General features: G+C 71.2%; 14 protein-coding genes. 9 read left to right on the forward strand and 5 right to left on the reverse strand.

The window, feature by feature from the left end; genetic code table 11:
• Positions 1-20: 20 nt before the first annotated feature.
• Positions 21-1,133 carry an alpha/beta hydrolase family protein gene (locus tag JNW98_RS06795; protein ID WP_223767166.1) on the reverse strand — a complete coding sequence of 371 codons (1,113 nt, stop codon included), beginning with the start codon at positions 1,131-1,133 and terminating at the stop codon, positions 21-23.
• Positions 1,134-1,406: 273 nt separating this feature from the next.
• Between JNW98_RS06795 and JNW98_RS06800 the strand changes: the two genes are divergently transcribed.
• Entirely contained in the window at positions 1,407-2,123 is a 717-nt protein-coding gene (locus JNW98_RS06800) for an aspartate/glutamate racemase family protein (protein WP_223767167.1), read from the forward strand.
• A 148-nt stretch (positions 2,124-2,271) separates the two neighbouring features.
• Here JNW98_RS06800 and JNW98_RS06805 read toward each other — a convergent pair whose 3' ends face one another.
• Positions 2,272-3,189 (reverse strand): RNA polymerase sigma factor SigF, encoded by a 918-nt coding sequence (locus JNW98_RS06805; RefSeq protein WP_372459181.1) that lies wholly within the window; start codon positions 3,187-3,189, stop codon positions 2,272-2,274.
• Between the two features lie 253 nt (positions 3,190-3,442).
• On the opposite strand from JNW98_RS06805, the gene JNW98_RS06810 reads away from it, so the two are divergent.
• Both JNW98_RS06810 and JNW98_RS06815 read left to right on the forward strand, forming a co-directional pair.
• On the forward strand, positions 3,443-3,832 hold the full coding sequence (locus JNW98_RS06810) for an STAS domain-containing protein (RefSeq protein ID WP_223767169.1): 390 nt from the start codon (positions 3,443-3,445) through the stop codon (positions 3,830-3,832).
• A gap of 174 nt (positions 3,833-4,006) precedes the next feature.
• On the forward strand, positions 4,007-4,513 hold the full coding sequence (locus JNW98_RS06815) for an ATP-binding protein (RefSeq protein WP_223767170.1): 507 nt from the start codon (positions 4,007-4,009) through the stop codon (positions 4,511-4,513).
• Positions 4,514-4,891: 378 nt separating this feature from the next.
• Here JNW98_RS06815 and JNW98_RS06820 read toward each other — a convergent pair whose 3' ends face one another.
• Positions 4,892-6,424: a peptide MFS transporter gene (locus JNW98_RS06820; RefSeq protein ID WP_223767171.1), complete on the reverse strand. Its 1,533-nt coding sequence runs from the start codon at positions 6,422-6,424 to the stop codon at positions 4,892-4,894.
• A gap of 469 nt (positions 6,425-6,893) precedes the next feature.
• Between JNW98_RS06820 and JNW98_RS06825 the strand changes: the two genes are divergently transcribed.
• The gene (locus tag JNW98_RS06825) at positions 6,894-7,574 is read left to right on the forward strand and encodes a response regulator transcription factor (protein ID WP_004952297.1); all 681 of its coding nucleotides are present in this window, start codon (positions 6,894-6,896) and stop codon (positions 7,572-7,574) included.
• Positions 7,575-7,731: 157 nt separating this feature from the next.
• Positions 7,732-8,994, forward strand: coding sequence for a sensor histidine kinase (locus JNW98_RS06830; protein ID WP_223767172.1), 1,263 nt, complete (start codon positions 7,732-7,734; stop codon positions 8,992-8,994).
• 26 nt (positions 8,995-9,020) lie between these two features.
• Here JNW98_RS06830 and JNW98_RS06835 read toward each other — a convergent pair whose 3' ends face one another.
• A complete protein-coding gene (locus JNW98_RS06835; protein WP_223767173.1) occupies positions 9,021-9,575 on the reverse strand; it encodes a GtrA family protein in 555 nt (184 codons plus the stop codon).
• Positions 9,576-9,725: 150 nt separating this feature from the next.
• Between JNW98_RS06835 and JNW98_RS06840 the strand changes: the two genes are divergently transcribed.
• The 3 genes from JNW98_RS06840 to JNW98_RS06850 are packed head-to-tail and all read left to right on the forward strand — an operon-like array spanning position 9,726 to position 12,653.
• Positions 9,726-10,919, forward strand: coding sequence for a 5-(carboxyamino)imidazole ribonucleotide synthase (locus tag JNW98_RS06840; RefSeq protein WP_223767174.1), 1,194 nt, complete (start codon positions 9,726-9,728; stop codon positions 10,917-10,919).
• Positions 10,916-11,452, forward strand: coding sequence for a 5-(carboxyamino)imidazole ribonucleotide mutase (purE, locus tag JNW98_RS06845; RefSeq protein WP_223767175.1), 537 nt, complete (start codon positions 10,916-10,918; stop codon positions 11,450-11,452). The genes JNW98_RS06840 and purE overlap by 4 nt, the downstream gene beginning before the upstream one ends.
• 10 nt (positions 11,453-11,462) lie before the next feature.
• A complete protein-coding gene (locus JNW98_RS06850) occupies positions 11,463-12,653 on the forward strand; it encodes a dipeptidase (RefSeq protein ID WP_223767176.1) in 1,191 nt (396 codons plus the stop codon).
• 151 nt (positions 12,654-12,804) lie between these two features.
• Here JNW98_RS06850 and JNW98_RS06855 read toward each other — a convergent pair whose 3' ends face one another.
• Positions 12,805-14,145, reverse strand: coding sequence for a UDP-glucose dehydrogenase family protein (locus tag JNW98_RS06855; protein ID WP_223767177.1), 1,341 nt, complete (start codon positions 14,143-14,145; stop codon positions 12,805-12,807).
• Positions 14,146-14,320: 175 nt separating this feature from the next.
• On the opposite strand from JNW98_RS06855, the gene JNW98_RS06860 reads away from it, so the two are divergent.
• Positions 14,321-15,478, forward strand: coding sequence for an acyl-CoA dehydrogenase family protein (locus JNW98_RS06860; protein ID WP_223767178.1), 1,158 nt, complete (start codon positions 14,321-14,323; stop codon positions 15,476-15,478).
• Positions 15,479-15,509: the final 31 nt, after the last annotated feature.

Genomic DNA, 15,509 nt, shown 5'->3' on the forward strand with positions numbered 1-15,509 from the left:
CGCCAAGCCGGCCGAGACGCTCAGCCCGCCGCCTCCCGCCGCCAGGCGATCCGCACCTCGGGCAGGTCCGCGCCCGGCGCGTCCAGCTCCGGCGCGGGCCGGCCGCGCAGGTGCAGCCCGAAGAAGGCCGCCACGTAGCGGCTGGTCACCGCCTGCGAGCGGCGCCCGTCCAGGCTGCCGAAGAACCGCTGGAACTGCTCCGGCGGCCAGGACTTCGCCAGCTCCAGGCCGACGCCCAGCGGCGCGAGGTCGGTGAAGCTGTAGTGCCGGGTGCCGAGCAGGTTCACCTTGCGGCCCCACGCCCGGTGGGCGGCCATGAACGCGTCCCAGCCGGCGTCCGTTGAGTCCTCGGTGAACAGCATGAACGGCTGCGTCAGACCGGTGCGGACGGCGTCCGTCTGCAGCCTGCCGTCGAGCACGATCCCGGCCGAGAACCGGGCGTCCGTGCGCAGCGCCTCGGCGGAGGCCGAGCCGCCCAGCGAGTGCCCGAACGCGCCGACCCGGTCGAAGTCCACGGCGGCGCTGACCGCGGGCGCCGGGCTCGGCCCGCGCTCGCCGCTCAGCACGTCCAGGACGAAGCGCAGGTCCGCCGCCCGGACGTCGGAGTACCGCCGCAGCTGCTCGGGGTCGCTCGTCGGCGGGTTGCCGGGGACGACGCGGCCGTCGGGGAACTCGGTCGGGCCGTCGTAGGTGTGGTTGACGCCCACCACCACATAGCCCTGGGAGGCCAGCTCTTGGGCGAACGCGGTACCCGTCGCGGCCGGGTCCTGGCGGCCCGGGCTGTAGAACACCAGGGGCGCGTCCCGGAGGGCGCGGCTCACGGGCGCGCCGGCGCGGGACTGGGTGCGCACCCGGGAGAACGAGCCGGTCGGCAGGGTGAAGCGCTGCTCCACCAGCGGCAGGAGGCCGCCGGTGAGGTAGGGGGCGGTCGTCCGCCCGGAGTCGGTGCCCGCGGCGTACCAGACCTGCACCATGAGCTCGCGCGGCGTCCGCGTGGGCGCGTAGGGGTCCGTACGGCGGGTGTCCACGAGGTGCAGCCGGGTGGTGCCGACCGGGCAGGGGCCGGAGGGGGCGGGAAGCGGTACGGGGTCCGTGGACGCCGTACGGGGCGCGGGCGTCGCGGCGCGCGCCATCGGACCCACGGCCCCCGTCGCTCCCACGGTCAGGGCGGCTCCCACGGCCCCGGCGGAGGCGCGGAGGAGGGATCGGCGGCCTAACGGAGCCCCGGAGGTGCCGGAACGGTTCATGCGTCTCTTCTCCCAAGTGAAACGGCCGAATGCGAGGGATCGAGTGTGGATCATCGCCGTCATCACACCACCCCCACGTTTCTCGCGGAACCCCCGTTACAGCCACTGTCACATCACAACTCGGTTGCCTGAAGTGGCCTGCGGGGCTTAAGTGACGGGATGAAGACGATCGGGTTGCTGGGTGGCATGAGCTGGGAGTCCACCGCCGAGTACTACCGGCTGCTGAACGAGCGCACGCGGGAGCGGCTCGGGGGCCTGCACTCGGCCAAGTGCGTGCTGTACTCGGTGGACTTCGCGGAGATCGAGCGGCTCCAGGAGCAGGGCCGCTGGGACGAGGCCGGCGACATCCTGGCCGCCGCCGCGAAGTCCCTGACGGCGGCGGGCGCGGAGTTCCTGCTCATCTGCACCAACACCATGCACAAGGTCGCGGACCGGATCACGGCCGCCACGGACGTCCCGCTGCTGCACATCGCGGACGCCACCGCCGAGGCCGTCCGCGCCGCCGGCGCGCGCCGCGTCGGCCTGCTCGGCACCGCCTTCACCATGGAGCAGGACTTCTACCGCGACCGGCTGGCGGCGGGCGGCCTGGAGGTCCTGGTCCCGGACGCGGACGGCCGCGCCACCGTGCACCGGGTGATCTACGAGGAGCTGTGCGCCGGCATCGTCCGGGAGGAGTCCCGCGAGGCGTACCGGGCCGTCATCCGCGACCTCGTCGCGCGCGGCGCGGAGGGCGTCATCCTCGGCTGCACCGAGATCGAGATCCTCGTCGGCGCCGAGGACAGCGCGGTCCCGGTCTTCCCGACGGCCCGGCTGCACGCGGAGGCGGCGGTCGCCCTGGCGCTGGCCGACCCGGCGTCAGGGCCAGAAGCGAACTGACGCGGCCCCACGCCCCGATTGACGCGGTCCCACGCCCCGATTGACGCGGCCTCAAGACCCGGGAGACGACGGTGCGCCGCGCGGAAGATCCCGCGCGGCGCACCGCCACACCCGGAGGCGGCGGACCGGCATCGGCCCGCCGGTCGTGCTACTCGTCGACCAGCAGCCCGCGCCGCAGCCGCACGAGCGTCCGGGAGAGCAGCCGGGACACGTGCATCTGCGAGATGCCGAGCTCCTCGCCGATCTCCGACTGGGTCATGTTCCCGACGAACCGCAGGGACAGGATCTTCCGGTCGCGCGGCGGCAGTTCGGCGATCAGGGGCTTCAGCGACTCGACGTACTCGACGCCTTCGAGGTCGTGGTCCTCGTAGCCGATCCGGGCCGCGAGGGTCCCCTCGTTGTCGTCGTCCTCCGCGGGCGCGTCGAGCGAGCTCGCGGTGTACGCGTTGCTCGCGCCCATGCCCTCGACGACCTCGTCCTCGGAGATGCCCAGGTGCTGGGCGAGCTCGGCGACCGTGGGGGAGCGGTCGAGGCGCTGGGCGAGTTCGTCGCCGGCCTTGGCGAGGGTGAGCCGGAGCTCCTGGAGCCGGCGCGGGACGCGCACGGACCAGCTGGTGTCGCGGAAGAAACGCTTGATCTCGCCGATGATGGTCGGCATGGCGAAGGTCGGGAACTCGACGCCCCGGCTGAGCTCGAAGCGGTCGATGGCCTTGATCAGGCCGATGGTGCCGACCTGGACGATGTCCTCCATCGGTTCACTGCGGGTGCGGAACCGGGAGGCGGCGAACCTGACGAGGGCCAGGTTGAGTTCGACCAGGGTGTTGCGCACGTACGCGTACTCGTGCGTGCCCTCCTCGAGCGATTCGAGGCGGGCGAAGAGGGTCTTGGACAGGGCCCGCGCGTCCACCGGTTCCACCTCGTCGTACGGGGGGATCTCCGGAAGGGGCGGGATTGCCGACGACGCGGTCTCCGCCGTCCCGCGCGGGACGGTGACGATGTCCTCGGAGTGCGGCAGGATTGCCTCCGGGGAAAGGGGGGAACGCGGTTCGTCGAGCCGGGGTGACATGGTCTCCTCCATCGTTCTCGGCATATGGCCGCCGGTGCCATGAGCTCGTGCTGCGGTTTGCGGCGCCTCCGGGCCGTCCGTGGGTGGGTGCTGTCTTCCTCTAGCCGTACCGGTCTTTACCTATGCTTGGCAAGTCCCGAATGTCCGTATTTGGCGGTGAATGACGGTTGTTCGACTTTCCGCAGGCGTAGGGAACGCGTAGGGTTTCCGCTGTCCTGAGCGGGCAGGCAGGGCACGGGCACACCATGAAGGGATGCGCGATGGCATGCGGAGATACCAGGAAAAAGGTGTCGGAGTCGTGAGCGGGGCCCGGCTACGGGTGGAGGTCCGGCGGCACGGTGCGAGCGCGGTCGTGAAACCGGAGGGTGAGCTCGATCACCATACGGCCGATCTGCTCCGCGAACCGCTGGAGAGTTGTGCCGAGGAGGTCGGCGCGCGCATCGTCGTCGACTGCTCGGGGCTGGAGTTCTGCGACTCCACCGGCCTCAACGTGCTGCTCGGCGCCCGGCTGAAGGCCGAGGCCGCGGGCGGCTCCGTCCATCTCGCGGCGATGCGGCCGGTGGTGGCCCGGGTGTTCGAGATCACGGGCGCCGGCGCGGTGTTCGCGGTGCACAGCAGCCTCGACGCGGCTCTCGCCGAGTGACGGGCGGGCGACGGTGCGTTGTACGGATCCCCGGAACGGTGCCGTAGGTGTTCACCGCGTGCGTCCGGGCAGGAGCAGGCTGACCGCTTTGTACGCGCAGACCGTCGCGACGGCTGTGTACGCGACGACAGAGTCCCTCTTTCTCAATCGGTGAATCGGTGAGGTGAAGCGCTGATGAGCACCACCCGGCCGTACCCGCCGGCGCCGGGCGACCCCGGCCCGGAGGCGCACGGCTCAGCCGCGGCCGAGCCCGCCGAAGCGGCGCCACCGGGCGGACCGGCCCGCAGGCTCCACCTCGTCGGGGTCAGCGGCGCCGTGCCCCTGTCCCGTGACTTCACCCGCCAGGCGCTCCGGGACTGGGGCTGGCTGCCCGCGGCCAACGCCGACCACCGGGCCGCCGCCGAGGACGTCCTGCTGGTCGTCTCGGAGCTCGTCACCAACGCCTGCCTGCACGCGGGCGGCCCCGCCGAGCTGCTCGTCAGCCGCGGGACGAAGGTGCTGCGGCTGGAGGTCTCCGACCTCGGCAACGGGGAGCCGGTGCCCCGGACCCCGCACCGCGCGGGTCGTCCCGGTGGGCACGGCATGTTCATCGTCCAGCGGCTCTGCCTGGACTGGGGCGTCGTCCGGAGCGATGACGGCGCCGGCAAGACGGTCTGGGCCGAACTGGCCGCCCCTTCGTAGGCGGACGCACACCCGGCGTGCCGCCCCGCCCCGCACGCCTCCGTCCCCCTCCCTCGCACGGCCACCGCCGCTTCCGCCGGTGGCCGCTTTGGTGTGCCCGGAAGGGCCGTCCCGGCGCGCCGGGCCCTTGGAGGGGCCAGGTCGGGGTCGTGCCGGCCGCAGAGGCGTACCAGCGCCTATACGGGCGTACGAGCGCCCCACGGGCGTACCAGCGCCGTACAGGCACACCAGCCCCCGTAACCCCACAGCCCCCGCACGGAAGCCCCACGCCGCGCCCAGCGCCCTCCGCGCGCCCTCCCCGCGCACACGAATGCCCCCGGCGCGTCATCGCGCCGGGGGCACTGTGAGGGGAGCGAAAGGCTCAGTGGGCGGTGCGGGTCAGCGCACGTCACCCATGAGGGCCTCGATCTTCTTCCGGGACATCCAGACCGCGACACCCGCCAGGGCAGCGACCGCGGCCTCGCCGAGGATCACGCCGAAGCCGTTGAGGTCCACGCCCGCCGTCGCCATCAGGGTCATGATGCAGTCACCCGCGGTCACCGCGAGGAACCAGACACCCATCATCTGGCTGGCGTACTTCTTGGGCGCCATCTTCGTGGTCAGCGACAGACCCACGGGGGACAGGCAGAGTTCACCCAGGGTCTGCAGCATGTAGATGGTGATCAGCCACATGGGGCTGACGGTCGAGCCGCCCGTCGCCATCTTCATGGGGATGGCGAACAGCACGAAGGAGGCGCCGGCCAGCAGCATCGCCGCGGAGAACTTCACCGTGGAGCTGGGCTCGCGCTTGCGGCGCGCCATGGCCACCCACATCGCCGCGAAGATCGGGGCGAGGACCAGGACCCACGCGGAGTTGACCGACTGGAACCAGGTGGACGGGAAGTGGACGCCGAAGACGTTGTCCGTGGTCTTCTTCTCGGCGAAGGTCGACATCGTCGAACCGGCCTGGTCGAAGATGCCCCAGAACACGGCGGCGGCGACGAAGAACCAGATGTAGCCGCTGACCTTGGTCTGCTCCTCCGACGTCAGCTCCTTGTCCCGCTTGATGCGGGCCAGGACGAAGATCGGGATGATCAGGCCGATCAGGGCGATCGGAACGAGGGCCCAGTTGATCGTGAAGTGACCGGTGCCGACCACGACGCCGTAGAAGATGCCGGCGATGACCAGCCAGATCAGGCCCTTGAGCAGCCAGGAGTTCCGCTCGGCCGCCGTCAGCGGCATCGGGACCTCGGCGCTCTTCGGGTCCAGCCAGCGGGTGCCGATGAGGAACGCCACCAGGCCGAGGCCCATGCCGATCGCGGCGAGGGTGAAGCCCAGGTGCCAGCTGACCTGCTGGCCGACCGTGCCGATCACCAGCGGCGCGCCGAGGCCACCGAGGTTGATGCCGATGTAGAAGAGCGTGAAGCCGCCGTCGCGACGCGGGTCCTTGGGGCCGTTGTACAGGTGGCCGACCATCGTCGAGATGTTGGACTTCAGCAGACCCGAGCCGATCGCCACCAGGGCCAGACCGGCGAAGAAGGTGGGCTTCCCGGGCAGCGCGAGCAGCAGGTGACCGCACATGATCACGCCGGCCGCGATGGCCACCGTCTTGCGCGGGCCCCAGACGCGGTCGCCGAACCAGCCGCCGGGCATGGCCAGCAGGTACACCATCGCCACGTACACCGAGTAGATGGCCAGCGACGTGGACTCCGGCATCGCCAGACCGCCGCCCTGGCTGCCGGACTTGGCGTCCGGGCCACCGGAGATCAGGTACAGGACGAGGAGGGCGCGCATTCCGTAGTAGGAAAAGCGCTCCCACATCTCCGTCAGGAAGAGGGGGGCCAGGCCGAGGGGGTGGCCGAAGAGGGTCTTGCCGCCGGCGACGGGGGTGCTGTCCCGCGCGGTTGACTCCTTCGTCAGGCTGGACGCCATGGTCGATCCTTGGGTTCCGAGGACGCGCGTGGAGCTGCTGCGCGCCCGTATGGGGGTTGGCCGGCACCGGGTTACGGCATCGCTCGCCCCCACGCCCTTGGGGTTCGCCTCCCCCTCAGGGGAGCCGGCAGAGCGGCCTCACTCCGGGATCCACGCCCCCGCGCACCTTCGCGCGGCGGACCCGGCCGACAGGTCGTTCAGGTTTCACATAAGAGTGACGTATCAGTCCCGCGTACGGAAGAGACCTCCGGCTAGCCACTGCCAAGCCGAAGGTCCCCAACGCTGGTACAGACTTCCGGTAACCATACGTCACACCCCGCCCGCATATGGAAGGAGTTGAGATATGGATCACAATGGGTGGCGGAACCATTCATCGCGGTTCCGATGTGTCATCCCCTTCGGCCCCCTCCCGGCTCCTGGTACCCGGAGTGCGCTCTGACGTGCGCCCGAGCGGACTACCATCACGTGCATGACCCGAGTACTGCTCGCCGAGGATGACGCGTCCATCTCGGAGCCGCTCGCACGCGCCCTGCGCCGTGAGGGGTATGAGGTGGAGGTACGCGAAGACGGTCCCACAGCGCTCGCCGCGGGGATCAAGGGAGACGTCGACCTGCTCGTCCTCGATCTCGGGTTGCCCGGCATGGACGGGCTGGAGGTCTGCCGGCGGCTGCGCACCGAGGGCCACGGCTTCCCGGTGCTGGTCCTCACCGCCCGGGCCGACGAGGTCGACACCGTCGTCGGGCTGGACGCCGGCGCCGACGACTACGTCACCAAGCCCTTCCGCCTCGCCGAGCTGCTCGCCCGCGTCCGGGCCCTGCTCCGGCGCGGCGCCGCCGAGTCCCCGCAGCAGGGGACGGCGACGCACGGCGTGCGGATCGACGTCGAGTCGCACCGCGCCTGGATGGGCGACGAGGAACTGCAGCTCACCGCCAAGGAGTTCGACCTGCTCCGGGTGCTGGTCCGGGACGCGGGCCGGGTCGTCACCCGCGACCAGCTGATGCGCGAGGTCTGGGACACCACCTGGTGGTCGTCGACCAAGACCCTCGACATGCACATCTCCTGGCTGCGCAAGAAGCTCGGGGACGACGCGGCCAACCCGCGCTACATCGCCACCGTGCGCGGCGTCGGCTTCCGGTTCGAGAAGAACTAGCCCCAGGGCCGAGAAGAACTAGCCCCAGGGCCGAGAAGAACTAGCCCCAGGGCCGCGAGGAAAGCGAGCCCCCGGACCGCGAGGCCCCGGACCTCAAGAAGAACGAGCCCCCGGACCGGGGCGACAGGACAACGGAACGACGAGCCGGAGAACCGCCGTGCGCCGCCGATTGATCAACTCCACGCTCGCCGTCGTCCTCGTCGTGATCGCGGTCTTCGGGATCTCGCTCGTCATCGTCGAGACCCGCACCATCGAGAGCAGCGCGCAGGAGAGCGTGCAGTCCGAGGCGGTGCGGCTGGTGAGCAGCGTCGAGGGCCGGCTGGCCGGCGGCGAGCGCGTCGAGGCCGGCGTGCTGCAGCAGCAGATCGCCGAGGACCGGTACGCGCGGGTGGAGATCCCCGGCCGCAAGCCCATCGAGGTCGGCACCCGTCCCGAGGGCGGCCTGATCGTCGCGGAGGAGTCCGGCGAGCACGGCGAGCGGGTCCGGGTGGAGGAGTCGCGCTCGGCCGTCAGCAAGGAGGTCGGCCGGACGCTGCTGGTGATCCTGGCGGTGGCCCTGCTGGCCGTCGTCGCCGCCGTCTTCCTGGCCGTCCGGCAGGCCAACCGGCTCACCGCGCCCCTCACCGACCTGGCCGAGACCGCCGAGCGCCTCGGCTCCGGCGACCCCCGCCCCCGCCACCGCCGCTACGGCGTCCCCGAGCTGGACCGGGTCGCCGACGTGCTCGACGGCAGCGCGGAACGCATCGCCCGGATGCTCACAGCCGAGCGGCGGCTGGCGGCCGACGCCTCGCACCAGCTGCGCACCCCGCTGACCGCGCTGTCCATGCGGCTGGAGGAGATCACGCTCACCGACGACCCGGACACGGTCAAGGAGGAGGCGACGATCGCCCTCACCCAGGTCGAGCGGCTCACCGACGTCGTCCAGCGGTTGCTGACCAACTCCCGCGATCCCAAGACCGGCTCGGCCGTCACCTTCGACCTCGACGAAGTGATCAAGCAGCAGCTGGAGGAGTGGCGGCCCGCCATCCGGGCCGGCGGCCGGGCCCTGGTGCGTTCCGGCAAGCAGGGGCTGCGCGCGGTGGGCACGCCGGGCGCGGTCTCGCAGGTCATCGCGACGCTGATCGAGAACTCCCTGACCCATGGCGACGGAGCCGTCGCCCTGCGCACCCGGGTCACCGGCAACCAGGCGGTGGTCGAGGTCTCCGACGAGGGTCCGGGGGTGCCGACGGACCTGGGCGCGCGGGTCTTCGAGCGCACGGTCAGCGGCCGGAACTCGACGGGTCTGGGGCTGGCCGTAGCCCGGGACCTCGCGGAGGCGGACGGCGGCCGGCTGGAGCTGCTCCAGCAGAGCCCGCCGGTGTTCGCGCTGTTCCTGAGCATGGAGGCGGGGCCGGGGGCCGGCGAGGAGCGCCCGTCCTGAGCCGGCGGCCGCTCCGCCGGGGTACGTCAGTGGCGGGTGGCCGAAGCCCGGGCCCGCTGCCGCGGCACCTCCGGAGCGGCCGGAGTCGCGGAAGCCCCTGGAGTCGCCGCCAGAAACGATTCAGCCGTCTCGACGGCCGCCTGCGTCACCGGCAGCCGCTTGAACACCCACGTCCGGTACGACCAGAACCGGAAGACCGTGCCGATGCCCAGCCCGACCACGTTCTTGGCGATATTGTCCGCCACCGTGGAGGTGAAGCCGAAGCCGTAGTGCGACAGCGCCAGGATCCCGTTCTCGATCACCAGGCCCACTCCGCTGAACAGCAGGAACAGCGTCAGCTCCCGGCTGCGGCGGCTCCTGTCGCAGTCGCGGTACGTCCAGTACCGGTTGCCGACGTAGTTCGCGGCGATGGCGATACAGGTGGCGATCACGCCCGAGCGGACCACGGCCAGCCCCGAGTGCCTGCACGTGTTGAAGACGATGGTGTTGACCACGAAGCCGATGGCGCCGATGGCGCCGAACTTGGCGATTTCGCGGACCAGCCGCTCCAGCCGGGAACGCACTGCGCGCCGATGACTCATGGTTTCGTCAGGCTCCGTGGGATGGGCGGTCAGGGCGTGGGGCGACTACCCATGCTAGCGAGCGCCCGCCGGATCCGGCCGGGGGCCGGGTGAATACCGGACGAACGCCCGCCGCCCCGCCCGCCACGCTCTCGTGGCCGGTCGTATTGGATGATCGTCCAAGCCGAGGCCCGACCCGGTCGTGCGTACGGATACCCTGTTGGCGTGACGTTCCCGGTAGTCGGCATGGTCGGCGGCGGTCAGCTCGCCCGTATGACCCACGAGGCGGGTATCCCCCTCGGCATCAGATTCAAGCTGCTCAGTGACACTCCGCAGGACTCGGCGGCGCAGGTCGCGAACGAGGTGGTGGTGGGGGATTACCGCGACCTCGACACCCTTCGTGCGTTCGCACAAGGCTGCGATGTGATCACCTTCGATCACGAACACGTTCCGACCGAGCACCTACGGGCCCTGGAGGCGGACGGCATCCCCGTCCGCCCGGGGCCCGACGCGTTGGTGCACGCCCAGGACAAGGGTGTGATGCGCGCGAAGCTCACGGAGATCGAGGTCCCCTGCCCCCGCCACCGCATCGTGGCCGATCCGGCCGACGTCGAGCGGTTCGCCGCCGAGGGCGACGGCTGGCCGGTCGTCCTCAAGACCGTGCGCGGCGGCTACGACGGCAAGGGCGTGTGGGTGGTCCGCGACACCGCCGGCGCGGCGGACGCCTTCCGTGCCGGGGTGCCCGTCCTCGCCGAGGAGAAGGTCGACTTCGTCCGCGAGCTCGCGGCCAACGTCGTCCGTTCCCCGCACGGCCAGGCCGTCGCGTACCCGGTCGTGGAGTCGATCCAGGTCGACGGCGTCTGCGACACGGTCATCGCCCCCGCGCCCGGCCTCTCCGCCGAGCTCTCGGCCGAGGCCCAGCAGCTCGCCCTGCGCGTCGCCCAGGAGCTGGGCGTCGTCGGCCACCTGGCCGTCGAGCTGTTCGAGACCCGGGACGGCCGGATCCTCGTCAACGAGCTGGCCATGCGGCCCCACAACTCCGGCCACTGGACCCAGGACGGCGCGGTCACCTCGCAGTTCGCCAACCACGTCCGGGCCGTTCTCGACCTGCCGCTCGGCGACCCGCGCCCGCGCGCCCGGTGGACGGTCATGGCCAATGTTCTGGGCGGCGATTATCCGGACATGTATTCCGCGTACCTCCATTGCATGGCACGCGACCCGGGCCTGAAGATCCATATGTACGGCAAGGACGTCAAGCCCGGCCGCAAGGTCGGACACGTCAACACCTACGGCGACGACCTGGACGACGTGCGCGAGCGCGCGGCCCACGCCGCCGGATACCTGCGAGGGACGATCACCGAATGAGCAGCTCCCCCGGCGCCCCGGTCGTCGGCATCGTCATGGGCTCCGACTCCGACTGGCCCGTCATGGAGGCCGCGGCCGAGGCCCTGGCCGAGTTCGAGGTCCCGTACGAGGTCGACGTCGTCTCCGCGCACCGGATGCCCCGCGAGATGGTGTCCTACGGGGAGCGGGCCGCCGACCGCGGCCTCAAGGCGATCATCGCGGGCGCGGGCGGCGCGGCTCACCTGCCCGGCATGCTGGCCTCGGTGACGACCCTGCCGGTGATCGGCGTCCCGGTCCCGCTGAAGTACCTGGACGGCATGGACTCCCTCCTGTCCATCGTCCAGATGCCGGCCGGCGTCCCCGTCGCCACCGTCTCCGTCGGCGGCGCCCGCAACGCGGGCCTGCTCGCCGTGCGCATGCTCGCCGCGCACGACGACGGACTGCGCGCCCGGATGGCCCGCTTCCAGGAGGAGCTCAACGAGCAGGCGACGGAGAAGGGCCGCCGTCTGCGCGCCAAGGCGCAGGGCGACACCGGCTTCGGCTTCGGAAAGTAAGGGGACGGACGTGACGGAACCGCTCGACCGCGCGCGCGAACTGCTGGCCGCCCACCCGATCGTCGACGGCCACAACGACCTCCCCTGGGCGCTGCGCGAACAGGTCTCCTACGACCTCGACCGCCGCGACATCGCCACCGACCAGAGCGCCGCCGGCCTCCACACCGACCTCCCCCGGCTGCGCGCCGGCGGGGTCGGCGCCCAGTTCTGGTCCGTCTACGTGCGCAGCGACATGGCCGGGGACGACGCGGTGAGCGCCACCCTCGAACAGATCGACGTCGTCCGCCGCCTGGCCGACCGCCACCCGGCGGACCTGCGCCTCGCCTTCACCGCCGACGACATGGAGGCCGCGCGCGCCGAGGGCCGCATCGCCTCCCTGATGGGCGCCGAGGGCGGACACAGCATCAACTGCTCCCTCGCCACCCTGCGCGCCCTGTACGCCCTGGGCGTGCGCTACATGACCCTCACCCACAACGACAACATCCCGTGGGCCGACTCCGCCACCGACGAACCGCGCGCCGGCGGCCTCACCCGCTTCGGCGAGGAGGTCGTGCGCGAGATGAACCGCCTCGGCATGCTCGTCGACCTCTCCCACGTCTCCGCCGACACGATGCGCGACGCCCTGCGCGTCAGCGAGGCGCCGGTCGTCTTCTCCCACTCCTCCGCCCGCGCGGTCTGCGACCACCCGCGCAACGTCCCCGACGACGTCCTGGCCTCCCTGGCGGCCAACGGCGGCATCGCCATGGTCACCTTCGTCCCCAAGTTCGTCCTCCCGGAGGCCGTGGCCTGGACCCGCGCGGCCGACGAGAACATGCGCGCCCACGGCTTCCACCACCTCGACACCACCCCCGAGGCGATGGCCGTCCACCAGGCCTTCGAGGCCGGGCATCCGCGCCCGGTCGCGACGGCGGCGACGGTCGCGGACCACTTGGACCACATGCGGGAGGTCGCCGGGGTCGACCACATCGGCATCGGCGGGGACTTCGACGGGACGGCCTTCACGCCGTCGGACCTGTCGGATGTCGCGGGGTATCCGAACCTGATCGCGGAGCTGCTGCGGCGGGGTTGGTCGGAGGACGACCTGGCGAAGCTGACGTGGAAGAACGCGGTGCGGGTGTTGCGGGAGGCGGAGGCGGTTTCCCGGACCGTTGCCGCGCGCCGCGGGCCTTCGATCGCGACGATCGGTCAGTTGGACGGGTAACCGCGCTCCGCGCGGTTGTCCTCAAATGCCGGACGGGCCATATCAGCCCGTCCGGCATTTGAGGACGAGCGGCGAAGCCGCGAAAGGGGGTCTGGGGCGCAGCCCCAGGAAACGGCGAAGGGGAGGGACTGGGGCACGCCCGCCCGAAGGGCTAAGCCCGCGGCCGACCCATCGCCCGGAACGACCACCCGGCGGCCCGCCAGACGTCAGCGGACAACGCGTTGCGCCCATCCAGAATCTGCGGCGCGGCCACAACCTCCCGCAGGGCGGAAGGATCAAGCTTCCGGAACTCGGCCCACTCGGTCAGGTGCAACACCACGTGCGCCCCCCGACAAGCCTCCGCCGCACTGTCCGCGTAAGCGAGCGTCGGAAACACCCGCCGAGCGTTCTCCATCCCCTTGGGGTCGTAAACGGTCACCTGACCACCCTGCAGATGGATCTGCCCGGCGACATTGAGCGCAGGCGAATCCCGCACGTCGTCCGAATCCGGCTTGAAAGTGGCCCCGAGCACGGCGACCCGCCGCCCGAGGAACCCACCCCCCACCGCCTCACGGGCGAGCTCGACCATGTGCCCGCGCCGCCGCATGTTGATGGAGTCGACCTCGCGCAGGAAAGTGAGCGCCTGATCGGCACCCAGTTCCCCCGCCCGCGCCATGAAGGCCCGGATGTCCTTGGGCAGGCACCCTCCGCCGAAGCCGATGCCGGCGCGCAGGAACTTCTTCCCGATCCGCTCGTCGTGTCCTATGGCCTCGGCGAGCTTGGCCACGTCGCCGTCGGCCGCCTCGCACACCTCGGCCATCGCGTTGATGAACGAGATCTTCGTGGCGAGGAAGGAGTTGGCGGCGGTCTTCACCAGCTCGGCGGTCGGGTAGTCGGTGACGACGAACGGCGAGCCCTCGCCGACCGGCGTCGCGTACACCTCGCGCAGCACCTTCTCGGCGCGCTCGCCCTCGACGCCGACGACGATGCGGTCGGGGTGCAGGGTGTCCTGGACGGCGAAGCCCTCGCGCAGGAACTCGGGGTTCCAGGCGAGCTCCACCTCCTCCCCGGCAGGGGCGAGTTCGACGAGCTTCCGGGCGAGCCGGGCGGCGGAGCCGACGGGCACGGTGGACTTGCCGACGACCAGCGCGGGCCGGCGCAGCCGCGGGGCGAGCGAGGCGATGGCGGCGTCCACGTAGGACATGTCGCAGGCGTACTCGCCGTGCTTCTGCGGGGTGTTCACGCAGACGAAGTGGACGTCGCCGAACTCGGCGACCTCGTCCCAGTCGGTGGTGAAGCGCAGCCGTCCGCTGGACCCCTCCAGCCCCGTGACGTGCTTGCGCAGCAGCTCCTCCAGCCCCGGCTCGTACATGGGCACCTCGGCCCGCCCGAGCATCTCGACCTTCTCCGGGACCACGTCCAGGCCCAGCACCTCGAAACCGAGCTCGGCCATGGCCGCCGCGTGGGTGGCGCCGAGGTAGCCGGTGCCGATCACCGTGATCTTGGGGGCCATGCGTGCTCCAGGTACGTACGGGCGTGCTGACTGCGTGGCCCGAGCATAGTCCGGGGCGGTCCGGGGGAGATTCCCGGTGATCCGGCGCTGTCGGCAAGCTCACGTATCCCCGTCCGGGCCCGCGCCCCTAGAATCATGGTTACTAAACGGTAGTTAACGCTCTGGGGAGTTCGCCTTGGCGGGAAACAAGGACTTCGACCTGTACCGGCCGTCCGAGGAGCACGACGAGCTCCGCAAGGTCGTTCGCTCGCTCGCCGAGGCGAAGATCGCGCCGTTCGCCGCGGCGGTGGACGAGGAGGGTCGCTTTCCGCAGGAGGCGCGCGACGCGCTGACCGCGGCCGATCTGCACGCGGTGCACGTGCCCGAGGAGTTCGGCGGCGCGGGCGCCGACGCGCTCGCGACGGTGATCGTCATCGAGGAGGTGGCCCGTGTCTGCGCCTCCTCCTCCCTCATCCCGGCGGTCAACAAGCTCGGCTCGCTGCCGGTCGTCCTGTCCGGCTCCGAGGAGCTGAAGAAGAAGTACCTGGGCCCGCTCGCCAAGGGCGACGCGATGTTCTCGTACTGCCTCAGCGAGCCGGACGCCGGCTCGGACGCGGCCGGCATGAAGACGCGCGCCGTGCGCGACGGCGACTTCTGGGTCCTCAACGGCGTCAAGCGCTGGATCACCAACGCGGGCGTCAGCGAGTACTACACGGTCATGGCCGTGACCGACCCGGAGAAGCGCTCCAAGGGCATCTCCGCGTTCGTCGTCGAGAAGTCGGACGAGGGCGTCTCCTTCGGCGCGCCGGAGAAGAAGCTCGGCATCAAGGGCTCGCCGACCCGCGAGGTCTACCTCGACAACGTCCGCATCCCCGCCGACCGCATGATCGGCGAGGAGGGCACGGGCTTCGCCACGGCGATGAAGACCCTGGACCACACCCGCATCACCATCGCGGCCCAGGCCCTCGGCATCGCCCAGGGCGCCCTCGACTACGCCAAGGGCTACGTCCAGGAGCGCAAGCAGTTCGGCAAGCCGATCGGCGACTTCCAGGGCGTCCAGTTCATGCTCGCCGACATGGCCATGAAGCTGGAGGCGGCCCGCCAGCTGACCTACTCGGCGGCGGCCAAGTCCGAGCGCCTCGACGACGACCTCACCTTCCACGGCGCGGCGGCGAAGTGCTTCGCCTCGGACGCGGCCATGGAGATCACCACGGACGCCGTCCAGCTCCTCGGCGGCTACGGCTACACGCGCGACTACCCGCTGGAGCGGATGATGCGCGACGCGAAGATCACGCAGATCTACGAGGGCACGAACCAGGTCCAGCGCATCGTCATGGCGCGCAACCTGCCGTAACGACGGCGCGAGCGCCCCGGCCGCAACCGGC

This window comes from Streptomyces huiliensis (assembly GCF_020037025.1).
In the GTDB taxonomy this organism is placed as follows: Bacteria; Actinomycetota; Actinomycetes; order Streptomycetales; family Streptomycetaceae; genus Streptomyces; species Streptomyces huiliensis.